This is a genomic window from Francisella salina (assembly GCF_000219045.1).
In the GTDB taxonomy this organism is placed as follows: Bacteria; Pseudomonadota; Gammaproteobacteria; order Francisellales; family Francisellaceae; genus Francisella; species Francisella salimarina.
This window is the reverse complement of the sequence record NC_015696.1, coordinates 505,939-531,683: the sequence shown is the minus strand read 5'-3', so window position 1 is coordinate 531,683 and position 25,745 is coordinate 505,939. Positions and strand designations below refer to the sequence as shown.

Below are 25,745 nucleotides of genomic sequence, written 5' to 3'. Positions count from 1 at the left end.
CTACTTTCCCTCCTTCACAAGCTTAATACTTACATTATCACCTGATAAAAATGACTTATACAATGATCTTGGTATCATGATATTTTTAGCTTGTAAACTGGAGTCAACCGTAACCCTTGGAGTTATCTCATTATCAATATCATAAACTTTTACAACACCAAACTCAGCACTTAAACCTATTTCATCTGCTAGTTCCTGTGATATTCTAACACCCGCGAAACGCTTGGCATCATAGGTTTTTTGTAAAGGCTCTGCTCTTCTAAGTAAGCTACTCGTACCATACATGGAATTTGATGCTACAAGTGCAATTTCTTTCTGATAATCTAAATTTGCATTAAGAATCTGAGCCACATGATTAACACCAACTCTAGCTCTATGAGCATAAGCGTCAGTAGTCACTTCTGATATAGAATTATATTTAAAACCATCTAACTCAAGTAGATTACCAATAACTCTCAAGACACGCCATAGCTCTTTATTATCAGCATATGGTTTTACTACTTGCTTGAACTCTTTAGTATTGCCAAATAAATCAACAAAACTTCCGCTTGTTTCATAGTGAGTCGCCACAGGCAAGATAATATCTGAAATATCTTTTGTAAACTTATCGGCAAATGCTGAGAAACTAACTGTTATATCAATACCTTCAAATGCTTCTCTCAATTTTTGCTCACCATACAAACTATCCTTCGATAGCTCAGTATGAGCAGCAAATAAAAGCTTGGTGTTTGTTTGTCCATTTAGACACTTATACGTACTGAATTTAGATTTAGAAGAACTAAATATTCTCTCTGCAGCTACCGAGTTAACATCACTAGCTAAAACACCGCCTTTCACCCCAATAACTTTTTCTAATATTTCTAAAATACTAAATACTGTTTCAAAGCCACTACTATTAACGATATCTTGGCCAACTATAATTTTCGGATTTTCCGCTGCAACAATTCTATCGGCGGTCTCTCTAACCTCCGCTGCTGGATCAACCTTTCTTAGAATTACATCCAAGTCGCCGTATGGTAGGTTTGCCCTTACAAAAATAGCTTTTAATAGAGATAGTGCAATATATTGAATATTATCAGCAGCTAGTTTGACTTGTTTAACATCATAGTTAAAATCATAATCACAAACATTCCAAGCAACTACCTTGGCATTATTTTTTTCTACAGCATCTTTAACCGCAATATTAACTAGTGGATACTCTTTTCTAATGTTTGACCCAAAAACCAAGATAAAATCACTTTCACGAATATCTTCTAACGAACAATTAAAGCCTTTACCAGCACTAATCCCTGGTATATCGGCATACTGCCTTACTCTACCATCAATGTTAGTAGATCCAACACTTGCCAATAGCTTTTTCATCAGATACATTTCTTCAGAAGTAGCAGACTCAGACACGATTGCCGATATTGCATCGACACCATCTTTTTCTTTAGTTTTTTCAATAGCTACTTTAACAAAGTCTAGCGCCTCTTCCCAAGACACCTCAACCCAACCACCAGATTTCTTGATCATTGGTTTTTCAATTCTTTCTGGGCTATATAATCCTGTATATTCAAATCTATCTCTATCTGCTATCCACGTTCCAGTTATCTCATTCTCTCTAGGAACAGTTCTGACAATTCGATTTTGATAGATATGTGCGTTAATCTCTGTGACTAAAGCATCTCCTGAAGATACTGTAGGGAGCTGTTTTAGCTCCCATGCTCTAGCTTTAAACCTAAATGGCTTAGACGTCAACGCACCAACAGGACAAAGATCAATCACGTTTCCAGAGACTTCTGAATCGACCATATCTCCTGAAATATATGTGCTAATGGCAGAGTGATCTCCTCTACCCATCACACCCAACTCTTTAACTCCAGCTACTTCTTCACCAAAACGAACACAGCGTGTACATAAAATACATCTAGTCATATCCGTAGCGACCAAAGGACCCAACTCAGGATCCTCAACAGCTCTTTTTGATTCTAAATATTCAGAAGTCGTATTGCCGTATCCCATAGCAATATCCTGAAGTTCACACTCCCCACCCTGATCGCAGATTGGGCAATCTAACGGATGGTTTATCAGTAGAAATTCCATCACATCTTTTTGCATCTGCAAAGCTTTCTCAGAGCGAGTCTTGACCTTCATCCCATCCATAATTGGAGTAGCACATGCAGGGGAGGCACGTCTAGCACCCTCTACATCGACCAAACACATTCTACAGTTAGCAGCTACAGATAGCTTTTTATGATAGCAAAACCTAGGAATATAGATACCATTAGCATCTGCTACTTCTATTATTGACTGATTTGGCAAAGCTTCGTAGTTTTTACCATCAATCTCTACATTTATTTTTTTGGATTCTTTATTGTCTGACACTGAAATACCTCAATCAACTATTGATCCACTATACTCTTACCACCATTCTCAATCATATACACAAACTCATCTCTAAACTTATGTATATAACTTTGGACTGGCCATGCTGCAGCATCTCCAAGACCACAAATAGTGTTACCTTCTATGTTTGTTGCTACTCTCACTAAAGTATCAATATCTTCAGGCTTTCCTTCACCAGCAACAATCCTGTGTAGCGTACGAGCCAACCAGCCAGTACCTTCTCTACACGGTGTACACTGACCACATGACTCTTCATAATAAAAATCTGCTAGCCTAGCCAATGTCTTGACCATACAGGTCGTTTCATCCAAAACAACAACTGCACCGGATCCAAGCATCGAACCAGCCTCAGCAATGGATTCATAATCCATAGTAACATTAAGCATCTCTTCACCTGTAAGAATTTTAGAAGAGCTTCCGCCTGGTATCACAGCCTTTAGCTTATGTCCATTACGAACACCACCGCACATCTCTAAGACATCTTTGAATGGAGTGCCTAGACCTATTTCCATGACTTTTTGATGCTTAACATGACCAGAAATACAAAAAAGTTTAGTACCACCACTTTTTTCAGTCCCAAGACTTTTGAACCATTCTCCACCATGCTGTAAAATTGCTGGTGCAGACGCATAAGTCTCTGTGTTGTTTATATTTGTAGGTCTGCCATAAAGACCTTTGAATGCAGGAAATGGTGGCTTAAATCTTGGACGGCCTTTTTTGCCCTCCAAAGAATTAAGCAACGCCGTCTCTTCTCCACATATATAAGCTCCAGCACCAACTGCTGAGTATAAGTCAAATGAAATACCAGAAGACTTAATATTTGAACCTAGCAACCCTGCTTGATAAGCCTCTATCAAGGCATCCTCAAACCTTGCAATAGGTTCGTAAAATTCTCCTCGCGTATAATTATAACCTGCAGTAGCGCCAACTACATATCCAGCAATTGCCATACCCTCTATTAACTGATGAGGATTATTGCGCATTATTTCCCTATCTTTGCAAGTCCCAGGCTCACCTTCATCAGAATTACATACAACATATTTCTGCCCCGGTGTATTGCGTGGCATAAAGCTCCACTTAAGACCAGTAGGAAAACCAGCACCACCACGACCTCTAAGACCTGATATCTTGAGCTCTTCAATAATTTGCTCAGGTGGGATCTTTTCTGTCAAAATCTTATTCCAATAAGAATACCCACCCACCGATAAGTAAGACTCTAAGCTGTACGGCTTATCTAGATGCAGGGTACGAAAACAAACTTCATTTGCCATATATAACTACTCCAACGAATCAATTATTTGATTCACTTTTTCTATAGTTAGATTTTCATAAAAAATCTTATCAACCTCAAGCATAGGCGAGCCACAACAAGCCCCCTGGCATTCAACTTCTTTTAGAGTTATGCGACCATCTTTCGTAGTCTCTCCAGGTTTGATTCCTAGTTTTTTCTCAATATGCGCCAATATATCATACGCGCCATTTAACATACACGAAACATTCGTACATAAATTCAACTTATGTCTACCCACAGGCTTCAGTTCATACATACAGTAAAACGTAGCAACCTCATAAACATCAACCTTACTAACTCGTAAATATTCAGCAAGAGCTGTTTGTAAATCATCAGTTAAGTAGCCACCATTTTGATCTTGTAAAATATGCAATCCTTCCAAAATCGCAGATCTACGCTGATCCGCTGGAAATTTACTCAAAACCCTGTCTATATCTTCTTTCGCTTGTGGCGATATCAAATCTACTAAAGACATCTTTTTCCTCTATCTATCTACATCACCAAACACAACATCTATTGTAGAGATAATCGCTGGAGTATCTGCTAACATATGTCCTGACAACAACTCATCCATAGCACTTATGTGAGTAAATCCCGGTGCTTTCATCTTAAGTCTATAAGGCTTATTTGCTCCATCAGACTTAATATATACACCAAACTCACCTTTAGGATGCTCCGTACCAACATAAACCTCTCCCTCAGGAGTACAATAACCTTCAGAAAAAAGCTTAAAATGATGGATAAGCTCTTCCATATTATTTTTCATTGCATTTCTTTTCGGAGGCGCAACTTTGTGGTTATCTGAAAGAACTGATCCTGGATTAGCTCGCAACCAATCAACACATTGCTTGATTAACTTATTAGATTCACGCATCTCTGCCATTCTAACAAGATATCTATCATAACAATCACCATTAGCGCCAACAGGAATATCAAAATCAAGCTTGTCATATACTTCATAAGGCTGAGATTTTCTAAGATCCCAAGCAACACCACTCCCCCTCAACATCGGTCCAGTGAAACCAAGCTCAACCGCTCTTTCTGCCGTAACAACACCAATATCGACAGTTCTTTGTTTCCAAAGCCTGTTATCTGTTAAAAGCGTGTCTATCTCATCTAGAGATTTATCAAAATCAACAACAAAAGAATCTAAAAAGTCCAACATACTACCTTGTCTATTAGCATTGATTTTTTTGGTTTTTCTTTTGCTTGTAAATCTAGTCTGCTTATATTGTGGCATTTGTGTTGGTAAATCTCTAGCAACACCTCCTGGTCTAAAATACGCAGCATGCATACGAGCACCAGAAACAGCTTCATAACAGTCAAATAAGTCTTCTCTAACCCTAAAGGCATATAGAAATACTGTCATAGCACCCAAGTCGATACCACACGCGGCAACCCAAAGCAAATGGTTAAGAATTCTTGTCATCTCGGCGAACATTACACGGATATACTGAGCTCTTTCAGGAACTTCAAGTTCTAAAAGCTTCTCGATTGCCATTACGTAAGCATGCTCATTACACATCATCGAAACATAGTCTAGCCTATCCATATAACCAATACTCTGATTATATGGCTTAAACTCAGCAAGCTTCTCTGTCCCTCTATGAAGTAAGCCGACATGCGGATCAGCTCTAACGACTGTCTCTCCATCTAGCTCTAAAATAAGTCTTAGAACACCATGCGCAGCAGGATGGACTGGACCAAAATTTAGTGTATAGTTTTTATACTCTGCCATTGTTACAAACCCATAATTTTATTGATTGCGAATCACTCTTGGCGCATTGACCCTATCATCGATCTCTACAGGTTCATAGACAACCTTACCAAGATTTTCATCATAACGCATCTCCACATAACCTGTCTGAGGAAAATCTTTTCTCAGAGGGTGGCCTACAAATCCATAATCAGTAAGGACTCTACGTAAGTCTGGATGATTATTAAAATAAATCCCAAACATATCATAAACCTCTCTCTCAGCCCAATTAGCCGAAGGCCACAGATCTTCAACCGAATCAACCATAATGATTTGAGCATCTCTCAGCTTACATTTCACACGAACTCGAACATTGTTAGCCATACTTAGCAACTGATAAACAATCTCGAATCTATTATTAACATCAGCGGTCTTAAAACCTTGCTGGCGCCCTCTCGAAAAACCTGTTTGAGAGACAACCTTACCTACCTGCCAGTCTGACTGACCATAAGTTAAATAATCAACAACCGTAATGTCAGTAAGTTGCTTAAAATGATACTCTTTCTTAAGCTTTTTTAGGACAAGATGTATATCACGCTGATCCTTTATAGAGACATTAATCTCTCCATAAAAAATACGACATTCAACACCAAAGCCGTTTAATATCTTTTCTACATTATTAAAATGATCTTGTAACTTAGCATTCACGATCACTTCCTCGCTATAGTGTCTTTTCTAATAATTTTATTCTGCAACTGTATAATCCCGTAAACTAAGGCTTCTGCAGTTGGAGGACAACCAGGAACATATATATCTACAGGAACAATCCTGTCACACCCTCTCACCACAGAGTAGGAATAGTGATAGTACCCCCCACCATTTGCACACGAACCCATAGAGATTACCCACTTAGGATCCGGCATCTGATCATACACTTGACGTAGTGCCGGAGCCATCTTATTACAAAGTGTACCAGCAACGATAAGGACATCCGACTGCCTAGGAGAAGGCCTAAAAACAATACCAAACCTATCCAAATCATACCTGGCAGCACCAGCATGCATCATCTCAACCGCACAGCAAGCCAACCCTGTAGTTACAGGCCACAACGAGCCCGTACGCACCCAATTTATAAGCGCGTCAGCACTTGCAGTTATAAAACCTTTATTTTCGTTACCTATTCCCACTCCAGAGCTCCTCTCTTCCAGGCATATATCAAACCTAAAAATAGTACCACTAAAAATATAATCATCGCAAAGAAAGCGTGATCTGAAATAGCTGGCATTCCAGCGCTAGCTCTCAAATTTATACCCCAAGGAATAATGAACGCTAACTCTAAATCAAACACTAAAAATAGTACCGCAATTAGATAAAAACGAACATCTAGCTTTTCCCTAGCGTCACCAAAAGTAGGAAAACCACACTCAAATGTTTCTCCTTTTGTTGCACTTGGGTTGTTAGCACCAACAATCATTGACAAAATCTTACCAATCATTGCAAATGCCACACCCAAACCAAAAGCTATTATGAGGAATATAAGTATAGGCGCAAATTGTGCGTAAATATTAGTATTCATAAGAAAGATTGATTTAAAATCACCAGTCTGACAATGATATCACAATTACATATCAATTACAAAAACCTAAAACATACATAGTAGACAAGGATGAAAGCCACAAAAATAAGAATCTTCAAACCTATTTCTATTATCATAATTATAAATATTATTAGAAATCAATTCCTGAAGATGTATCTTCATATTAAAAAATAATGTTGACTCAAGATAGACTGATGATAAAGATTTCTCTAAAACTTTGTCTATTAATACACTTATAAACACCTTAACTTTTGATATATCGTTTACACAAAAGATAGTGTTTTATTGATATAGACAATATATAAATTGCAATAACAGCCATACTTATGTCAAAATCTAAGTAAAGTAGGAAATTAATTATGAACAAAATGTCGGGAAATAGTTACAACCTGAAAGAGTTTGGTTTTAAAGTTACTCAACCACGTATTGAAATACTTAAGCTTTTTGAAGAAAATAAAGATAGACACCTTAGTCCTGATGATGTTTTTTCTAAGCTCAAATCTCAAGGAAGTAGTACGGGAATAGCTACAGTTTACAGAGTACTAAATCAGTTTGAATCAGCAGGAATAATAAACAAACTCAAACTCGACTCTGATCAAGTTATGTACGAACTAAATCAAGGAGATCACCACGATCATATCATATGTATTGAGTGCAATGAGATACAAGAATTTTATAATGAAAAAATAGAAAAGCTACAAAAGGAAGTCGTAAAATCAATGGGTGCAGAAATGGTGGATCACAGTTTAAACATCTATATCAAATGCTATAAAAACTGTAAAAATAAAAACTGTAAAAATAAAAACAAACCATCACAATCTTAAAACAAAGCCTTATAGACTTTTTCAAATGCATCGTCAGCTGTTATCAAGCACCAACTTTTACCCCTAGAGCTATATCCTGAGTATTTAACATCCAAATCACCAAGTCCATTTAATAGTTCATTAAAGAATTGTGGTATCGTGTCCAACTTATCGCCAACCAAAGCAGTCAAAGAAAGATTTTTCTCGAATTCAAACTCATCTTCACACAAATCTATTAACTCATTATTTATAGACTGGTATGTAATATTATTAGTGTCATCAATTACAAGAATTAATTCCACATCTGTGAGATTGATAACATCAGGTGTGATGTCATACTTTCTTAAAACAGCCAGAACTTTATAAACTATATCTGATAAATCTAGACTCACCAAATTAACTTTAATTAGACTCTGCCCTCGCCTCTCAGCAATAGCTCTTACCCCCTTTGTTACAATACCTTCATTATCGTTTGTAATATAAGTACCACCACTAGCTGGATCAAATGTCGACCCTACAAATACTTTAGTACCACTTCGCATAACTGGCCAAAGTGTATCAGGATGCAAAACTTTTGCTCCAAAACCTATAAGCTCTATAGCCTCTTCAAAATTTATCTGCTTTATTACTTGTGATTTAGGTATCAATCTTGGATCAGCTTGATGTATACCCGCCACATCAGTCCAAATGTAAAGCATATCCGCATTGACCGCCTCAGCAACCAATGCAGCAGAATAATCACTTCCTCCACGACCTAGCACTACGGTTTCACCATCTAAATTTGAACCCATAAAGCCACCCATAACGTATAGCTTTCGTGAATCAGAAAAATATTTCTTTGCCTGAGACTTTATATCTTTTAACAAAGGTCTGGCCTTAATATAACTGCCATCAGCTTTTATAATTTCTCTAGCATCGATGTGTGCTGAGCTTATACCCTGTTGTTTTAGAGCATGATCGAAAATATAAGCGGAAATCCTCTCACCAAAAGACAAAATTTGTGATTGTAACCGAAACTTTGATTTATTATCAAGGTATAATTCCTGACAAAGTTTCTCAAGCTCTCTAAACAATGATGCTATCTTCTCATTTCTTGTTTGCATAATACTTTGAACAATAGGATCTACAATACAATACAAGTCTGCAAATATTTTTTTGTAAGTATAAACATCACTTTTTATAAGCTTTTCCAATAAGTTAGTAACTCCTGCTTGAGCACTGACAACAACAACTTTTATATCTTGATTATTTTTGACTATATCAACACATTTATATATTGATGCAACCGTTCCTACACTAGTTCCACCAAACTTAGCCACACCGATTTGATTTTTCATATATTTTTTTGCTAATTAATGTTGCTTTTTAATATAATGTAAATGATAATCATTATCAATATTAAACAGCAAAGATTAAAATATGAATTTACAACCTCAACAAACCATGTTAAAAAATCAAACAATCTGGGAATCAAACGCAAGAAGCTATCCAAGAAAAAATCCTTTAGTCATAAAAAAAGCACAAGGTATTTATCTAACAGATATTGAAAATAAGAACTACATAGACTGCCTAGCAGGAGCTGGAACTATTGCTCTTGGACACAATGATCCTGAAATTACAAATGCGATATCACAAACTCTAGATAAAGGAGTCCCAATACATACATTAGACTTGCTTACAGAAGAAAAACATAGCTTTATGGAAGAGCTGCTAAATACTCTACCCCAGTCTTATCATGGCAAAACAAAAGTTCAATTTTGTAGCCCAAGTGGCTCTGATGCAGTTGAAGCAGCAATCAAACTGTGCAAAACAGCAACAGGTAGAGAGAATATAATTGCTTTTCATGGTGCCTATCATGGTATGACTCATGGAACACTTTCTCTTATGGGTAATTTAGAACCAAAACAAGATATTGCCGGACTTACTCCCTATGTACATTTCCTACCTTACCCTTATTCATATCGTTGCCCTTTTGGTCTAAAAGATGAACAAAGCCTAGACGTAAATATTCAAATGATCTCTCGCTTATTAAAAGATCCTGAAAGTGGTATAAAAAAACCAGCCGCAATCATACTGGAACCCGTCCAAGGTGAAGGAGGTGTAATCCCTGCACCTGTAAAATGGTTAAAGGCAATAAGAGAGCTAACTAAAGAGCTAGATATACCTCTAATTGTTGATGAAGTTCAGTGTGGTATTGGCAGAACGGGATACTTATATGCTTTTGAAAAGGCCGGTATTGATCCAGATGTAATTGTTCTATCTAAAGCACTTGGTGGAGGATTGCCAATATCTGTAATACTATACAAAAGCTATTTAGATACTTGGAAGCCTGGTGCTCATACAGGAACATTTCGTGGTAACGTGCTTGCAATGGTTGCAGGAAGTGTTGTTCTAAAAAGAGTAAACAATACTGATTTCCTAGAACAAGTAAGTAAAAAAGGTAATTATCTACTCGACAAACTCCATAGCCTAAAAAACAAATATAACATTATTGGTGATGTTCGTGGTTCGGGCTTGATGATTGGTATGGAAATAGTTGATATATCTTCAAAGCCAGACTCAATCGGTAGCTTGCCTGCTGATGGAAAAAAAGCTCTAGCAATCAAAAAAACTTGTTTTGATATGGGATTGATAGTTGAGTTAGGCGGTCGCTTTGGAGGAACTATTAGACTATTACCTCCTTTAACAATAACTATTGAACAAATCAATGAAGTAGTTCAAATATTAGAAGACTCAATTAAGGAGAATATATGAGTCTAAATCTTGATAATTACTTTCTAAACAGCTCTATAGAAAGTACTAATGCATATAAACAAAGTATAAAAGATACGTTAGAAATAATCACAGCTAACTTAAAGAGCTCTAACATTTTTAGTGGGCAAGAGGCAAGACAATTAGAAGGTCTAACTACTCAATATAAGATAGATAAAGAACCTAAAAAGTTAGAGAATATAATCCAGAATCAGCTTAGCGAGTTTTTTAAACATTCGCTGAATGTTAATTCTCCAACTTCTATGGCTCATTTACATTGCCCTGTAATGTTACCCTCATTAGTTGCTGAAATATTTATCTCAGCTCTAAATCAATCTATGGATTCATGGGATCAAAGCCCTATTGCCACATATATTGAACAAGCTGTTATTAACTGGTTTAGCTCTTTAATTTACAAAAATAATCCATGCTCAGATGGTATATTTACAAGTGGTGGAACTCAGTCAAACCTAATGGGACTACTTTTAGCAAGAGATCATTATTGTGAAAATGTTCTAAATCATAAAATAGCAGATTTAGGTTTGCCAAATATTGCTAATAAATTTCGTATCTTATGCACAGAAAAAACGCACTTCTCTGTGCACAAATCTCTATCAATATTGGGATTAGGTAAAAACTCAATCGAACTAATAAAAACAGATGAGAATCTGAAATTAGATGTTAAAGATTTAGTCTCAAGAATAGACTCTCTGAAAGTACAAGACTTGATTCCGATATGTATAGTTACAACTGTTGGAGATACTGACTTTGGTTGTATTGATAATATCAAGTCAATAGCAGAAATAGCAAATAAACATAACATATGGGTTCATGCAGATGCCGCTGTTGGGGGAGCTCTAATACTTTCAAATAAACACAAAGATCGACTAGCAGGTCTTGAATTTGTTGATTCTGTAACTATTGATTTTCATAAACTATTTTTCCAGCCTGTAAGTTGTGGTGCTTTTTTCTGTAAAGATAGACAAGCATTCAAGCTTCTAAGCTACCATGCTGACTACTTAAACCCTGATGAAGATGGCTTTGATAGTATAAATTTAGTAGATAAATCGATACAAACAACTCGTAGGTTTGATGCTCTAAAAATATTTATCTCATTGCAAAATAGTGGTACTGAATTATTTGCAAAATGGATTGATCATATTATTGAGATTACAAATATAACAATTACAACTATAGGAGAAGACAATAGCCTACAACCAGCCTTTGAAGAGCAACAACATTTAAGCAATCATCTAAATACAATTGTTTTTAGGTATTATGATAAAAATTTAAGTTCTAACACTCTAAATTTAATTAATAGAGAGATTCATAAACTTATATTTCATAGTGGCAAATTTGCTATAGCTCAGACAAAAATAAATAAGAATATTTACTTAAAAATCACCTTAGTTAATCCAATGATAACATCAGAACTGATAAGTGCCTGTCTCAAGCAAATAAAACACTATGGCAACTTAGTCAAAAATCAAATAGAGGCAAGCCAACAATGAATAAATACGCAAATAGAATAACTCTAAAAAATTTTTTAAATTGTTACTACCGTGAGTTTAACAATTATGAATTATCCCAAAACAATGATGGTGGTTATAAGTTTAATATCTTTTTGAAATCTATAGATTCTAGTTTTGAAACTAATGTAAAAATTTCTCCAATATTGAAATCACCAATATGGGAGTTACCATGCTATTTAGTAAAACAAGATGAAAAAATAAAGCTAGATCCTCTTGAGGCTGTATTTTTAATTAGCAAGGAGTTAGAAAGCTCTAATGTAATCGCCTTCGATGAGTTATTAGAGAGGATAACCAACTCCGCAACAAATATTGCTCAGATATTACATTACAGAAAACACAAAATTGATGATGCCTTTGGATATGAAAACTCATTTATCACAAATGAGCAAAACTTAATAAGAGGTCATAGATTACAACCAGACCCTAAGAGTAGAGAAGGCTTTTCTAAGGAAGAGTTCGTACAATATTCTCCAGAAACAAATGGCAAGTTTCAGCTTTATTATATGTATATAAGTAAAGATATTTTAGAATCACAATCATTACTTGAAAAAAATACAGATGAGATTTTTTCAGACTTCCTAAAAAATGAGAGTATATACTATAAATCTGATAAAGATTACCAATTATTTGCTGTACATCCTTGGCAAGCAAAATACTTGGCAAAACATGATGAAATCCAAAAGTATAAAGCTCAAAAAAAGATAATAGATATTGGCATAACAGGCCCTTGGTTTTATCCAACAACCTCTGTTAGAACTGTGTACTCTCCACAAGCCAACATTATGCTGAAATTCTCGCTAAATATCGCCATAACAAATTCAGTAAGAACGAATTTGGCCAAAGAATGTAACAGAAGTTTGACGGTTCATAAACTATATACAAATCATTTACAGACTATCTTAAATAATGAGTTCCCATTCTTTAAGCTAATTACAGATCCTGCTTATTGTGCAATAAAAGTTAATAATAAAATTTTTGATCCGAGTATCTGCATTATACGCAGTGCTAACTTTAATCCTCAAGATGATATTGCATGTATTGCAAGTCTAACTGAACCCAACCCATTTAATGAAGCTACGCGTATTGGCTCATTAATTCAGTACTTCAGCGTACACAATAATATCTCTACTTATGAAGCCACTATCTACTGGTTTGAGACTTACTTAACAGTAGCTATTACCCCTATACTATGGCTGTACTCAAAATATGGTATCGCTCTAGAAGCTCATCAACAAAACTTGCTAGTCAAACTAGAGCATGGACTACCAGTTGAAAGCTACTATCGTGATAGCCAAGGATATTATTATATAAAAGATCATCCAGAACTCAAAAAAGCTAGTTTTGGGGATATCAGTAGTCTATGTGAAGAATCTGAGGAGTTTATAGATCATCATTTTTGCTACTATTTCATTGTGAATCAACTTTTTTCTGTAATAGAAACCATTACAAATACTGGCTATATTAGCGAACAAGATTTAATAAAAATAACTATAGATTTCTTAGAAGGCTTCCTAGAAAAGTATAAAACCTGCGATAAATTTATCAAAAAGATTCTAAATATAGGTCAATTACCTCTAAAGGCTAATCTACGCACAAGACTTAGTGGGCTTGATGAACTACAGGCTCCTTTAACTAATCAATCTATTTATGTAAATACAAATAATCCTTTTAAGGAGGTTATATGAAAATCTATGACATTATTGGCATAGGAATTGGTCCTTTTAATCTTGGACTAGCGGCATTATTAAACGATAAACCTATCAACAGCCTTTTCTTTGATAAAAAAGATAATTTCTCTTGGCACCCAGGGTTGATGATGAACTGGACAACATTACAAGTACCATTCTTAGCTGACTTAGTAACTATGGCTGATCCAACTAGTGAGTTTACTTTTCTAAATTACTTACATCAAAAAAACCGTATGTATAAATTTTACTTCAAAGAAAATTTCTTTATACCTAGACAAGAGTATAACGACTATTGCTTGTGGGTATCACAAAAGTGTAATTCTTGTAAATTTGGCTTTGAAGTTATAAATATAGAGCATCAAATTGATTCCCTGAACGAGGCTTGGTGCATCACAGTAAAAGATAAAGATAACCTAGAGCAACAATACTTAACAAAGAACATTGTACTTGGGTTGGGCACATCCGCATATTTGCCAAGTAAACTTCAGAATAAAGCGAATATTCACCATAGTAGTGAATATCTAAATATAAAAAATCAAGCTCTAAAAGATCAGCACATAACGCTGATAGGTTCTGGTCAAAGTGCTGGAGAGATATTTTTAGATTTGATGAAGTCAAAAGACGATTCTACAAAAATTAGCTGGCTAACTAGAAGTAAAGGCTTTTTCCCAATGGAGTATTCCAAACTTGGTCTGGAACACTTCTCACCTGATTATATTGAGTATTTTTATAGCCTACCTAATTTAGAAAAGCCTAAACTTCTAAGTGAACAAGATTTACTCTATAAAGGAATTAGTGCTGAAACAATATCAGATATCTATGATGTCCTTTATGAACAATCTATAGAAAATAAAAACAATGCTGAATTGATTGCAAACTGTGAATGCCTAAATGTTGATAACTCACAAGATAAACTTCTCTGCTCTTTTTATCATAGCCAGCAAAATCAAGAGTTCTCAATCGCAACAGATAGAGTTATTGCAGCAACCGGATATAAAGCAAATATAAATAATGTCCTCAAAAATATAGAAGCACTAATTCAACGAGATGATAGCAATAATCTCAAAATATCTCGTGATTATAAAATAATCACGCAAAATACGTCTTTAAACATTTTTGTCCAAAATGCTGAGATCAACTCTCATGGTGTAGGTACTCCTGATTTAGGATTAGGGGGTTATAGAAATGCTGTGATAGTAAATACCCTTCTCAACGAAGAGATATACAAAGTATCTTCTCGAACGATTTTCTCAACATTTGGTGTTCCAAGAAAATACTTAACACAAAGAGCAAATATTAAAGTCGCATAAATTACAGGAGACTATTTATATGAAAAAGGAAATAAACTACTACAAGATAGCTAGCACAAGACTATTGGAAAAGATAATTTCAGAATTTAGTTATGAAGGAATTTTTCGCCCACTACAAAAAGATATAGATCAAGAAGTATATACCTTAGAGATAAACTCAGATCTATGTTACAAATTTAAGGCTGTACAAAGAATATACGGTAACTTAACTATTGAAAAGGACTCTGTAACAAGACATGAGAGTAATAGTACAAAACCTGCTGATGATGCTATAAGACTTATCATTGATACACTACCTATAACAAATATTGACTCTGTCACAACGGCACACCTCATAAAAGAGCTAAATAATACGATATTTGCAGATATCGCTATCTTACAAAAAGACAATATCTCAGCAAAAGACATCTATAAACTTCCATACGCTTACATAGAAGGGAACATGACTGGTCACCCCTGGTTTGTGATTAATAAAGGTCGTATTGGCTTTAATGCATCAGACTATACAAACTACGCCCCAGAGATGCAAAAAATCATCAATTTAGTGTGGATCGCCGTAAGCAAAGATTTAGTAACGTTTTCATCTGTAACAACTACTAACTATCTACAAATTACCAATAAAGAAATCAATTCAGAAACTTTAGCTAGCTTCAATAAAACTATAAAAATGAATAACAAAGACCCTAGTGATTTTTATATTTTACCTGTTCATCCATGGCAGTGGAAAAATGCTGTAATGCAACAATTCACGAAATATATAGCTGATAAAGATATTATATTTCTTGGTAAGTCAACTGATCAGCATCTAGCTATGCAATCAATAAGAACTATGTCTAATATTTCTTACCCTGAAAAACATAGTATAAAACTACCTCTAAACATACTAAATACTGCAGTTTATAGAGGTCTACCCAAAGATCAAACAATTAATGCTCCAATGCTTACACAATGGGTTAAAAATATAGTCCAAAAAGATGAGTTTTTAGCTAAATATAATTTCATACTTCTAGGAGAGTTAGCTAGTGCCTACTGCCATCATCCTTATCAGTCAGAAGTTCCTCAGGTACCATACTACTTTACAGAGCAGTTAGGTGCAATCTGGAGAGAAAGTATTCACACTAGACTTAAAAGTAGTGAGCAAGCTATAACAATGGCTGCTTTAACTTATGTTGATGCTAATGATAAAAGTATCATTTGCGAAATGATCAAAGAATCATCTTTAGATATTGATAAATGGCTAGAAATGTTTTTTGAAAATACTGTTCCTGCTCTACTACATTTCTTATACAAATATGGCATGGTTTTCTCTCCTCATGGAGAAAATAGTATATTAATCATAGAGGACAATCTCCCTGTTGGTCTGGCTATGAAAGATTTTGTCGATGATATAAATATATGCAAAAATCCTGTTGATGAACTAAGATCGCTTCCACAACAGGTAAAAAACGCCATTCCTCAAGTTGAAGATGATTATCTTCTGCAATTTATTCATACAGGATTATTTGTTGTTCACTATAGATATATCTCTTCGATACTAGCAGACAAACTAAACTACCCCGAACTTTACTTCTATCAAAAATTAGATGACTGTATACAAAAATATCAGACAAGCAATCCTGAGCTAAAATCTCGTTTTGAACGTTTTGATCTATATAAACCGACTTTTACAAAACTATGTCTGAATAGGCTAAGAATTTTTGAAGTTGGATATAGTGATTATTCAGCAAGACCTAAGGTAATATCTACAGGTCAACTTGATAATCCTCTTTATCTTGCCCAAAGCACTAGAAATGTAGATAAATATTTATTCAAGCATAATAGAGTATCTTTTAGAGCATTTGACTTAGAACATGATTTAGATATTATTCACTCATGGATGAATAAACCTCACGTAGCAAAATTCTGGAGCCTGAATAAATCAAAGTCAGAGCTAAAAAAACATTTTTGCAATATGCTTTCAAAGCCTAACCAAAAATTACTTATATTATCGATAGATAATTCAGAAATCGCCTATGCTGAAATTTATAACACTCAGACTGATCGTATCGCTAATTATTTCTCTACTTATGATAATGAATATGGATGGCACCTACTAATTGGCCCTGAAAAAGCTATAGGCAAAGGATATTCTAAATTACTTGTAGAAGCTCTTAGCAAATATTGCTTTGATATGCTTGGTGCTAATAATGTTATCTTTGAACCTGATGTCAGAGTGATCCCTTTTCAAAAAATCGCTCCTAAAATCGGATATTCAAATCTTGGTGAGATAGCCTTACCTGAAAAACAAGCATATCTATTTAGTTGTTCAAGGAGCTCTTTTATAGAGGGTGAAACATTATGGTAGACTGCGATATTTCAAAATGGCCAATAGTTAAAATGCATTTTGGTAGCTCCCCAAGCTATAAAGATGTACTTAGCTGGTTAGATAAATGTTCTCAAATACTAAAGAAACAACAAAAATTCTTAGTAATTAGTACTTTTTCTGAACAATATCAGTTTGAGCATAAAGCACGATTAAAACAAGCAAAATGGTTTAAAGAGTCTAAACCTGAACTTGCTAAATGGTGTCTAGGTATGATTCGTGTCACAAATGATCCTATTATGATCAAAAAGATTAATGCTCCAGCAATGGCTAAGGGTATGCCCTTTAGCTGTATTGCTGTTGGTAATACATGCTCAGCATGGGAAAAAGCTCAACAAATTCTAATAGAAGATAACTTGATATGAAAAAACAACTTGATATAACCATTCTTTATTTAGCACAAGCTATATCACTATATTTCTGTACCTTTGGATTACCAACGATTCTACGTTCTGAAGGAGTCTCTTTAGAAAAAATAGGCCTTTTTAGTATCTTACTATTACCATGGGTTATCAAATTCCTATGGGCTCCTTATGTAGATAGGTTATATATCAAAAAAATAGGCCGAAGAAAAAGCTGGTTTATTGTAATGCAATTTTTGACCATAAGTCTATTTTTAATATTCTCTATTTACACTCCAAAAGACTATACCAACTATATTTTCTTATTTGCGTTTTTATTGTCCTCCATTGCAGCAACTCAAGATATAGCAATTGATGGATTTTCAATAGAACAAACAAAAGCTAAAAGCTTACAGTGGAGCAACTTTTGTAGAGTAATTGGCACTACTCTAGGTAGCATGATTGGTGGAGCATCTCTAATTGCGCTATACAAAATTTTAGGCTGGCATCAAATTACTCTATATATGACTTTGATAAGTTTATGCATTTGTGCCTATATGTTTCTTATAAATGAAAGTCATCAAAACGAAGAATATCGGCACCACATACCATCTCTAAAGTCTTTCTTTAGTAGAAAAGAAACCAGAATATTGTTACTTATGTGTTTGAGCTACAGAGCCTGTGAAGGTTTAGTTATGGGAATGCAATCATCATTTTTGGTAGATTCTCACATTCCGCTAACAACGATAGGCATAGTTATGGGAACTGGTAGTGCATTAATAGGTGTTTGTGGTGCAGCTGTTATTAGTTATCTCTTTAACTTTTATAAAGAAACTATTCTTTTGACAATATTGGCAGTAATCAGAGGCTTTTGCTATTTCTCTCTAGGATTTATAAGTTTTTATGGCATTGATAATCAAATATTTATCTTTGGAATTGTATTATTAAATATGGCTTCTCGACTTATGGAGATGATAGTTCTATATACTATATTCATGAAATTTAGCTCAAAAGATCAAGCAGGCACTGACTTTACGGTTTTAGTATGTGCTGAACTTCTAATCTATATACTAGGAATGTCACTTAGTGGTTTCTTAGCTGCGAATATTGGTTACTCAATGCTTTTCACACTAGGAGGTATTATTTCCATACCAGGGTATTTAATAGCATTACTATTATTACAAAAACTCTTCCCTAGCAAGAGTGCTAAGCCTATTCTATTGAATAGATAATCTAATTTATTTATTTGCCATAAATGATATTGATTATCATTATCATAGTGATATTATCTAAGTTCTAATTTGTTACTCCCAATGCAATAACATTATCATGAATTCTAAAATCACAGCTCCTATAGTTATATATATACTTATTTTATTATCTTACAGCACATCTTTCTCAAACACTAATGGTCAAGAGCTTAGCTTAAATGAAGAAGCTATCATTGAACTACAGCATCAGATACGTAAATTACAAACCGATATTAGTGATATGGAAGAAAGCTCGCAAAATGCTAACCAATTAACGACATACGAATCAAGAATAACGAAGCAAGATCCTAATGATATAAATTTGGTATTTGGAGATAGTGCAAATGCTTACGAAATTAGCACTAGTATAAATTCAAATAACTCAATCATCGATTTAAGAAATAGTCCAGTTGGTGGTATTTTTGGTCACAATGGTGCTATCAACGTTGGAGATGCTCCTGCTATCACGACAAGAGGACAAGTAACATTTTTAGGAGCTTATTCAGGTAATAATAGTATACCTATAGGAATGATATCAGGTAGTCTATTCTCATCTACGGTAATCGGACAACGCAACAAATTTGATGACTATGCTATATTTTTAGGTGGAAAAATAGAAGTCGATGCTCAAGTATGGTCTGGTAGTGAAGGAATCTCAAATGGTTACACTCTCTCTGGCAATGGTCAAAATATTTCTCTGACATCCTCCACACTATACTTTTTAGCCAATGTCGGACACTACGTTACTGCTCAGTTTGATATCAGCACTAGTGAGCTTAACAATTTTGGTTTAGGTAATGCTTTTGTTATATTTGGTAACCTAGATACATCGCCAATATTTGTAACTGCTGGAAGAAGTAGGCTTTCTGTGGGTGCTTTTGGTGGTGGTGGTCCATGGACTGGTGGTATAACAGGATTTCTGGCACCAGGTAGAACAACGAATATATCATTAAATTATAAAGATGACATTCTAAATGCTAATATAGCAGTCTTTGGATCTGATGATAATCGTATAAATTTTTCAACTGGACTATTCTATGCTGAGCGTTGGACTGAGAGCCTAGCTGTTGGCTTTAATACAGGTTATGTCTTTAATATTGCTGGAGCTGGTAATGCTTCTTTTAGCAAGTTTCTGGAGAATCAAAACTCTTCAAAAGATAATATTGGCAGCTTCAACATTAATGGTAACCTTACTTACACCATAGGCGGCGGTTTTTTAAACCTAGGAACAGGTTGGGCAAGTACTACAAATAGAAAAGACTTTAACGGTAGTAATCAAAATGTCTTAGCTGGAGGTTGGTATGCTGCAGCAAACTATTCATTACAACTTGGCGGTAGAAACACAAACTTTGGCATATCATATGGGCAAACATATAATTCTGCTAATATACCGATGTCATTACCAGCATCTCCACTGTTATTTGGCCAATCTCCATCTGGAATCAAAAACCAGCTAATTTTATCAACTCAACGTGCATATTTTGACAACAATGTCTTAATAGGCCCAGAGTATTCATATCAAAAGTTATATAACAATAAACATATGAATACTTTCACTATAGACATTGCTGTATACATGTAGTTACTAAGTTAAGACTAAGCTAAAGTATTACTATTATTTAGTTTATTTTTTGTAGACATGAGAAAACTTAGCCTGGTTTTTTTGACGTTAACCACTTCCTTAACTGAATTATGTTATGCCGATGCAAGATCACAAATTATTATAGAGAATAACTGTTCAGTCCCAATATCATTCAGTATATCTCCAGGAAATAGCACTGGAAATGCCATAAATAACCAAGTATTAGATACAAATCAGTATATCAATGTTGGACAGTATACCAATAATAAATTTGTGGATTACAACTCAGTTATAGATATAAACTTCCATTCTGAGAATTTACAATATAATGGTTCAATACAATATAATCTAAAAAATGGTTGGACTATTAATAGTGCGAATTTTGATAATTTGAATGGTGATATAGCTATAGAGCATCAAAATAATGATTTTGACTATAGTTGGCATAGCTACACAACAACACTAAAATATCGTATACCTATATTTACAATTTCCGCATGTCCAAAATTCACAAGTCCACAAAATTCAAAACTCAAAGACATAGAAAGAATACTTATATTTGGAGATAGTCTAAGCGATACAGGCAACTTATATGGTTATACAAATGGAATTATCCCAAGATCAACTCCTTATTATAGAGGTATGTTTTCTAATGGCTCAGTTTGGACAACGATGTTAAGTGGAACTCTAGAAAATAAAATCCCAATCAGTAATTATGCTGTTGGAGGAGCTACCGCTGTCTTTGAGCCATCTTGGACAGATCTTGGCCTACCCTATACAATAGGTACTGAGCTTCAAGCATATTCTCTAGATGACGGGGCTCACGATACCAATAAAAATCTAGCAATATTTTTTATTGGTGCAAATGACTATTTAACAATATCAGCCAATCAAGACCCTAGCTTACTCAAGAATATTGCTACCGAGGTTACTGACAAGATTATAGCAGCTATCAAAACTGTGAATGCACAAAAAACTCTAGTTATTGGACTGCCTAATCTAGGATTGACACCAGAGTCAAAAAATATAGGTAACCAAAACCTCTTAAAAGAAGTATCTTCGCTACATAACCAAATTCTAAAACAGTTTGCTGAAAATCAGACTAATATAGAGTTTGTAGATATGAATCCAATATTCGAGATGCTTGTTAATGATACCGATAGTTTCAACAAAAAATATCACACTTCGATAAACCCAAACAAGACCAACCAAAGTTGTTGGAGTGGTGGTTATTTCTCTTATAATCCAGATGGTCAAAATCCAAAAGATTTTTATGAAAACCTATTAAGAAGCAACTCCAAGCCTCTTCTACTTCAAGAATCTGAGAATATTTCATCAGGAGAGCTAGATATGAGTAAAATTCCTCTGACTCCAGATATTACTAGTGCAATTTTAGCTGCTGAAACTGGTAAATTATGTGATAATCCTCAAGAATATATATTCTGGGATGGTGTCCATCCAACCTATCAAGTGCATAAAGCGCTATTTGAATATATCGCTAACGAGTATTTAGGAATAAATATATAGATAGAAGACTTAATCGAAATAGCCACCAGCAACAAAACGATCAATAAAATGTTGGCTAAAGTGCATTTTATTCAATTTAACATTTTCCAAAAGTTGTTGGTATTGGCCTGACTTAAAAATATAATCAAGGACATAAAAAACATTTCCCTTACCAACTACCTTTTCAACCTTTTCTTCAAACTTAGAAAAGTCCGTTTTCTCATCAATATAATCATCTAATAAAGAACAAAGCTTATCTATAGTTTTCTCATCAGCTCTGTCAAAGTATTTTGCAACCTCATAATGAAACTCATACTTACTATCATGAAAAAATGGGTATACATTTCCTTTCCAAGCAACTTTATAACTATCATCAACATAGTCACTACTCAAAACATTTAGCTTCATAAGATGATAGTAAAATTTATTTGTATTCATTTGATTTTCCTATTTTATTTATTAAGCTCTTCTTGAACTATTTGGTTAACTTGCTTAGGATTTGCCTTGCCTTTACTAGCTTTCATAGCCTGACCTACGAAAAATCCCATAAGCTTAGTTTTACCAGCTTTAAAGTCAGCAGCTTGTTGAGGGTTAGCAGCAATTATACCTTGAACTAGCTCTCTTATTGCACCCTCATCTGATACTTGTTTCAAACCTAGTTTCTCGATAATATTAGCAACAGATGTAGCTGACTCAATATATTCTGCTATGACTTTCTTAGCACTCGCTTGTGAGATAACATCTTTTTGGACATTATCAATAATCTCTAATAGAATCTCAGCAGGGATTATATTTGCTGAAAACTCTTTTTCCGCTCTATTAAGAGTTGATATTAGATCAACTGTTATCCAGTTATACGCTGGCTTATAACCTATCACAGTCGCTACCTGATCATAGTAATCTGCTATCTCAAGATTTGATAATAAAAACTCAACTTCTTGATCAGCTAAATGCTCACAATAGACTGCTTCACGCTCTTCTGGCTTGAGTGGCATCTGCTTTTTGATACTTTCGATATATTCATCAGTTATTATCAATGGTAATAAATCTGGATCTGGGAAATAACGATAATCAAAAGCATCCTCTTTTGCACGCATTGAACGTGTTTCATTTGCATCAGCATCATATAGACGAGTTTCTTGAACAACTTCTCCTCCAGACTCTAGCACAGCTATTTGACGAGCATATTCATACTCAATCGCTTTATCAATAAATCTAAAAGAGTTTATGTTTTTAAGTTCTGCCCGAGTACCAAACTTATCTTGGCCTTGTGGTCTAATTGACAAGTTGACATCACATCTAAACGAGCCTTCTTGCATATTACCATCACATATACCCAAATGTTTGACTAGCTGATGAAGCTTCTTAAGATAAGAAACCACCTCTTCAGATGACCTAAAATCAGGATATGTAACTATTTCTAAAAGTGGTGTACCTGCACGGTTATAATCTAATCCTGTCTCGCCAGCTACATAACCATGAACTGATTTCCCAGCATCTTCTTCTAGATGAGCTCGCTCAATTCTGATAGTTTTGGTTCCATTAGAAGTTTCAATCTCTAGATTACCCTCTTGTACTATTGGATTATGAGATTGACTAATCTGGTAGCCTTTTGGTAAATCTGGATAAAAGTAATTCTTACGTGCGAAGAAACTATCCTTTGATATCTTAGCATCTACAGCTAAACCAAATATAACAGCTTTACGAATAGCTTCTTTATTTACTACAGGCAAAGTTCCTGGCAAACCTAAATCTAAAAATGCAGCCTGAGTATTTTGATGCTGCCCATATTTTGTTGCAGAAGTCGAAAACAGCTTAGATTTAGTACTTAACTGAATATGGACCTCTAGCCCTATCACCATTTCCCAATTCACTATTAAATCCTCGCTTGTTCTAAAATAAATTCTTCAATACCATAACTATTTTGATATTGTGTGACCATTTGTGTCAAAACATTATCATTAAATGCTTTAGCCATGAACTGACCACCAACAGGTAAATCATTAGCAAAACCAATCGGAAAAGCTATTGCTGGTAGACCTGATATATTAGCTGGTATAGTATAAATATCTGATAAATATGCCGAAACAGGATCTAACTTATCGCCTTTTTTGAAAGCTTCACTTGGAGCTGCAGGCATGAATATAACATCAACATGCTCAAATATTTGATTAATTTGATCAGTCATTACCTTACGTAGCTGCTGAGCCTTATTATAATAAGAGTCATACTGACTTGATGCTAACACATAGTTACCTATCATGATTCTACGCTTAACCTCTTCACCAAAACCATCAGTACGAGATTTTCTGTATAATTCATCTAAGTCTCTAGCTTCTGGGTTACGGTAGCCATATCTAATACCATCATATCTAGCTAGGTTAGCAGCTGCTTCTGCTGGTGTTATGATATAGTAAGTTGAAAGAGCCTCTTTTAAGTCAGGGACCTTAACTGACTTTATTTCGGCTCCTAGCTTTTTGAAATTATCAAGAGTTTTTGACACAGCTTCTTGTATTTGTGCTGGCAGGTCTTTGATCAAACTTTCATCAACACCAATTACTTTACCTGAGATATCTTTCTCTAAGTCTTGTGTAAAATGATTTTCTTTTACACCAACACAGGTAGAATCATACTGACACTCTCCAGAGATAGTATCCAACATAATAGCTACATCTTCTGCATAATGTCCAAAGATACCTGCTTGATCAAAAGATGATGCGAAGGCTACCATACCAAATCTTGAAGTACTTCCATAAGTTGGCTTCATAGCTGTTAGACCACAAAAACTCGCTGGTTGTCTCACAGATCCACCTGTATCTGAACCTGTGCTAACAGGAGCAAAGCCTGCAGCAACCGCAGCTGCTGAGCCACCTGAAGATCCACCTGGTACTCTCTCCAAGTCCCAAGGATTACTAACAGCTCCATAATAGCTATGCTCATTAGTTGAACCCATAGCGAACTCATCCATATTTAACTTACCAAGTGTTACCATACCTTGATCTTTACAGTTTTTTGTAACTGTTGAATCATATGGTGCTACGAAGTTATCTAACATCTTAGAAGCTGCTGTTGTTTTGATACCTTTTGTACAAAAAAGATCTTTATGCAAAATAGGTATACCAGTCAACAAACTTTGCTTACCTGCAGAAATAATAGCATCAGCATTTTCTGCTTCTTTTAGTGCCTCTGCTTCACATAGTGTAATTACAGAGTTTATGGTTTTATCTTGGTCTTTTATTTTTGCTAGATATTGCTTAGTCAGCTCAACTGTTGTGACTTCACCACTATCTAACCTTGCTCTCAATTTTTTAATATATGACATTGCTCACCCTATTTAACAACCTGTGGCACCATAAAATAATCATCAACTACTTCACAAGCAAATTTATCAAAACTTGCTCGATTATCTTGATCTTGAGGAATATCTTCACGAAATTTAAAATCAACACTAATTGGAGAAACCATCGGCGTAACTCCATTAGCATCAAAATTCTTGACGGCATCAAGAATCTCACAAATATTGGTAAGATCTTGAGTATATTGCTCTAACTGCTGCTCATTCAAATCAAAACAAGATAGCTTAGCAATATGTTTTACTAGTTTTTTATCCATTTAAACACCTAAATAAATCATTAGAAACAAATACTC

22 protein-coding genes are annotated in these 25,745 nt (G+C 34.8%); 10 read left to right on the top strand and 12 right to left on the bottom strand.

Going from position 1 to position 25,745, the window contains the following annotated elements; translation table 11 throughout:
- Genes nuoG through ndhC form a run of 7 tightly spaced genes read right to left on the bottom strand, consistent with a single transcriptional unit; the run spans nt 1 to nt 6,951 of the window.
- Complete coding sequence (gene nuoG / locus F7308_RS02660; protein ID WP_013922311.1) at nt 1-2,367, bottom strand: NADH-quinone oxidoreductase subunit NuoG; 2,367 nt, start codon at nt 2,365-2,367, stop codon at nt 1-3.
- 17 nt (nt 2,368-2,384) lie between these two features.
- Nucleotides 2,385-3,659, bottom strand: a complete 1,275-nt coding sequence (gene nuoF / locus F7308_RS02655) for an NADH-quinone oxidoreductase subunit NuoF (protein ID WP_013922310.1) — start codon at nt 3,657-3,659, stop codon at nt 2,385-2,387.
- Between the two features lie 6 nt (nt 3,660-3,665).
- Nucleotides 3,666-4,154 (bottom strand): NADH-quinone oxidoreductase subunit NuoE family protein, encoded by a 489-nt coding sequence (locus F7308_RS02650; RefSeq protein WP_013922309.1) that lies wholly within the window; start codon nt 4,152-4,154, stop codon nt 3,666-3,668.
- Nucleotides 4,155-4,163: 9 nt separating this feature from the next.
- Nucleotides 4,164-5,417, bottom strand: coding sequence for an NADH-quinone oxidoreductase subunit D (locus tag F7308_RS02645; RefSeq protein WP_013922308.1), 1,254 nt, complete (start codon nt 5,415-5,417; stop codon nt 4,164-4,166).
- A gap of 18 nt (nt 5,418-5,435) precedes the next feature.
- Complete coding sequence (locus F7308_RS02640) at nt 5,436-6,083, bottom strand: NADH-quinone oxidoreductase subunit C (RefSeq protein ID WP_013922307.1); 648 nt, start codon at nt 6,081-6,083, stop codon at nt 5,436-5,438.
- Between the two features lie 2 nt (nt 6,084-6,085).
- Nucleotides 6,086-6,562: a NuoB/complex I 20 kDa subunit family protein gene (locus F7308_RS02635; RefSeq protein ID WP_003017394.1), complete on the bottom strand. Its 477-nt coding sequence runs from the start codon at nt 6,560-6,562 to the stop codon at nt 6,086-6,088.
- The gene (gene ndhC, locus F7308_RS02630; RefSeq protein WP_013922306.1) at nt 6,553-6,951 is read right to left on the bottom strand and encodes an NADH-quinone oxidoreductase subunit A; all 399 of its coding nucleotides are present in this window, start codon (nt 6,949-6,951) and stop codon (nt 6,553-6,555) included. The genes F7308_RS02635 and ndhC overlap by 10 nt, the downstream gene beginning before the upstream one ends.
- A 389-nt stretch (nt 6,952-7,340) precedes the next feature.
- On the opposite strand from ndhC, the gene F7308_RS02625 reads away from it, so the two are divergent.
- Nucleotides 7,341-7,796 (top strand): Fur family transcriptional regulator, encoded by a 456-nt coding sequence (locus F7308_RS02625; protein WP_041263886.1) that lies wholly within the window; start codon nt 7,341-7,343, stop codon nt 7,794-7,796.
- Here F7308_RS02625 and F7308_RS02620 read toward each other — a convergent pair.
- Nucleotides 7,793-9,112: an aspartate kinase gene (locus F7308_RS02620; protein WP_013922303.1), complete on the bottom strand. Its 1,320-nt coding sequence runs from the start codon at nt 9,110-9,112 to the stop codon at nt 7,793-7,795. The genes F7308_RS02625 and F7308_RS02620 overlap by 4 nt on opposite strands.
- 82 nt (nt 9,113-9,194) lie before the next feature.
- Between F7308_RS02620 and F7308_RS02615 the strand changes: the two genes are divergently transcribed.
- The 9 genes from F7308_RS02615 (at nt 9,195) to F7308_RS02575 (ending at nt 22,118) form a co-directional block, all read left to right on the top strand.
- Nucleotides 9,195-10,529, top strand: a complete 1,335-nt coding sequence (locus F7308_RS02615; protein ID WP_013922302.1) for a diaminobutyrate--2-oxoglutarate transaminase family protein — start codon at nt 9,195-9,197, stop codon at nt 10,527-10,529.
- Complete coding sequence (locus F7308_RS02610) at nt 10,526-12,037, top strand: pyridoxal phosphate-dependent decarboxylase family protein (RefSeq protein ID WP_013922301.1); 1,512 nt, start codon at nt 10,526-10,528, stop codon at nt 12,035-12,037. Before F7308_RS02615 ends, F7308_RS02610 begins: the two co-directional genes overlap by 4 nt.
- Nucleotides 12,034-13,743 carry an IucA/IucC family protein gene (locus F7308_RS02605; protein ID WP_013922300.1) on the top strand — a complete coding sequence of 570 codons (1,710 nt, stop codon included), beginning with the start codon at nt 12,034-12,036 and terminating at the stop codon, nt 13,741-13,743. Before F7308_RS02610 ends, F7308_RS02605 begins: the two co-directional genes overlap by 4 nt.
- A complete protein-coding gene (locus tag F7308_RS02600; RefSeq protein ID WP_013922299.1) occupies nt 13,740-15,056 on the top strand; it encodes a lysine N(6)-hydroxylase/L-ornithine N(5)-oxygenase family protein in 1,317 nt (438 codons plus the stop codon). Before F7308_RS02605 ends, F7308_RS02600 begins: the two co-directional genes overlap by 4 nt.
- 19 nt (nt 15,057-15,075) lie before the next feature.
- Nucleotides 15,076-17,400 carry a GNAT family N-acetyltransferase gene (locus F7308_RS02595; RefSeq protein ID WP_013922298.1) on the top strand — a complete coding sequence of 775 codons (2,325 nt, stop codon included), beginning with the start codon at nt 15,076-15,078 and terminating at the stop codon, nt 17,398-17,400.
- A complete protein-coding gene (locus tag F7308_RS02590; RefSeq protein WP_013922297.1) occupies nt 17,394-17,783 on the top strand; it encodes a hypothetical protein in 390 nt (129 codons plus the stop codon). Before F7308_RS02595 ends, F7308_RS02590 begins: the two co-directional genes overlap by 7 nt.
- Nucleotides 17,780-18,991: an MFS transporter gene (locus F7308_RS02585; protein WP_013922296.1), complete on the top strand. Its 1,212-nt coding sequence runs from the start codon at nt 17,780-17,782 to the stop codon at nt 18,989-18,991. The genes F7308_RS02590 and F7308_RS02585 overlap by 4 nt, the downstream gene beginning before the upstream one ends.
- A 97-nt stretch (nt 18,992-19,088) precedes the next feature.
- A complete protein-coding gene (fslE, locus tag F7308_RS02580; protein ID WP_013922295.1) occupies nt 19,089-20,591 on the top strand; it encodes a rhizoferrin import outer membrane protein FslE in 1,503 nt (500 codons plus the stop codon).
- A gap of 57 nt (nt 20,592-20,648) precedes the next feature.
- Entirely contained in the window at nt 20,649-22,118 is a 1,470-nt protein-coding gene (locus tag F7308_RS02575) for an SGNH/GDSL hydrolase family protein (RefSeq protein ID WP_013922294.1), read from the top strand.
- A gap of 9 nt (nt 22,119-22,127) precedes the next feature.
- On the opposite strand, the gene F7308_RS02570 is transcribed toward F7308_RS02575, so the two are convergent.
- The 4 genes from F7308_RS02570 to gatC are packed head-to-tail and all read right to left on the bottom strand — an operon-like array spanning nt 22,128 to nt 25,709.
- Nucleotides 22,128-22,535: a hypothetical protein gene (locus tag F7308_RS02570; protein WP_013922293.1), complete on the bottom strand. Its 408-nt coding sequence runs from the start codon at nt 22,533-22,535 to the stop codon at nt 22,128-22,130.
- Between the two features lie 14 nt (nt 22,536-22,549).
- Nucleotides 22,550-23,971, bottom strand: a complete 1,422-nt coding sequence (gene gatB / locus F7308_RS02565) for an Asp-tRNA(Asn)/Glu-tRNA(Gln) amidotransferase subunit GatB (RefSeq protein WP_156796582.1) — start codon at nt 23,969-23,971, stop codon at nt 22,550-22,552.
- Between the two features lie 2 nt (nt 23,972-23,973).
- Complete coding sequence (gene gatA, locus F7308_RS02560; RefSeq protein WP_013922291.1) at nt 23,974-25,419, bottom strand: Asp-tRNA(Asn)/Glu-tRNA(Gln) amidotransferase subunit GatA; 1,446 nt, start codon at nt 25,417-25,419, stop codon at nt 23,974-23,976.
- A gap of 8 nt (nt 25,420-25,427) precedes the next feature.
- The gene (gene gatC / locus F7308_RS02555; RefSeq protein ID WP_013922290.1) at nt 25,428-25,709 is read right to left on the bottom strand and encodes an Asp-tRNA(Asn)/Glu-tRNA(Gln) amidotransferase subunit GatC; all 282 of its coding nucleotides are present in this window, start codon (nt 25,707-25,709) and stop codon (nt 25,428-25,430) included.
- Nucleotides 25,710-25,745 lie beyond the last annotated feature (36 nt).

Bases quoted from the DNA above. Each gene is read 5' to 3' on its own strand.
- ndhC (WP_013922306.1), bottom strand. From the start codon at position 6,951: ATGAATACTAATATTTACGCACAATTTGCGCCTATACTTATATTCCTC.
- F7308_RS02620 (WP_013922303.1), bottom strand. From the start codon at position 9,112: ATGAAAAATCAAATCGGTGTGGCTAAGTTTGGTGGAACTAGTGTAGGA.
- nuoF (WP_013922310.1), bottom strand. From the start codon at position 3,659: ATGGCAAATGAAGTTTGTTTTCGTACCCTGCATCTAGATAAGCCGTAC.
- F7308_RS02600 (WP_013922299.1), top strand. From the start codon at position 13,740: ATGAAAATCTATGACATTATTGGCATAGGAATTGGTCCTTTTAATCTT.
- F7308_RS02625 (WP_041263886.1), top strand. From the start codon at position 7,341: ATGTCGGGAAATAGTTACAACCTGAAAGAGTTTGGTTTTAAAGTTACT.
- F7308_RS02650 (WP_013922309.1), bottom strand. From the start codon at position 4,154: ATGTCTTTAGTAGATTTGATATCGCCACAAGCGAAAGAAGATATAGAC.
- F7308_RS02575 (WP_013922294.1), top strand. From the start codon at position 20,649: ATGAGAAAACTTAGCCTGGTTTTTTTGACGTTAACCACTTCCTTAACT.
- F7308_RS02595 (WP_013922298.1), top strand. From the start codon at position 15,076: ATGAAAAAGGAAATAAACTACTACAAGATAGCTAGCACAAGACTATTG.
- fslE (WP_013922295.1), top strand. From the start codon at position 19,089: ATGAATTCTAAAATCACAGCTCCTATAGTTATATATATACTTATTTTA.
- gatA (WP_013922291.1), bottom strand. From the start codon at position 25,419: ATGTCATATATTAAAAAATTGAGAGCAAGGTTAGATAGTGGTGAAGTC.
- F7308_RS02610 (WP_013922301.1), top strand. From the start codon at position 10,526: ATGAGTCTAAATCTTGATAATTACTTTCTAAACAGCTCTATAGAAAGT.
- F7308_RS02615 (WP_013922302.1), top strand. From the start codon at position 9,195: ATGAATTTACAACCTCAACAAACCATGTTAAAAAATCAAACAATCTGG.
- gatC (WP_013922290.1), bottom strand. From the start codon at position 25,709: ATGGATAAAAAACTAGTAAAACATATTGCTAAGCTATCTTGTTTTGAT.
- F7308_RS02585 (WP_013922296.1), top strand. From the start codon at position 17,780: ATGAAAAAACAACTTGATATAACCATTCTTTATTTAGCACAAGCTATA.
- F7308_RS02590 (WP_013922297.1), top strand. From the start codon at position 17,394: ATGGTAGACTGCGATATTTCAAAATGGCCAATAGTTAAAATGCATTTT.
- F7308_RS02570 (WP_013922293.1), bottom strand. From the start codon at position 22,535: ATGAATACAAATAAATTTTACTATCATCTTATGAAGCTAAATGTTTTG.
- F7308_RS02605 (WP_013922300.1), top strand. From the start codon at position 12,034: ATGAATAAATACGCAAATAGAATAACTCTAAAAAATTTTTTAAATTGT.
- F7308_RS02645 (WP_013922308.1), bottom strand. From the start codon at position 5,417: ATGGCAGAGTATAAAAACTATACACTAAATTTTGGTCCAGTCCATCCT.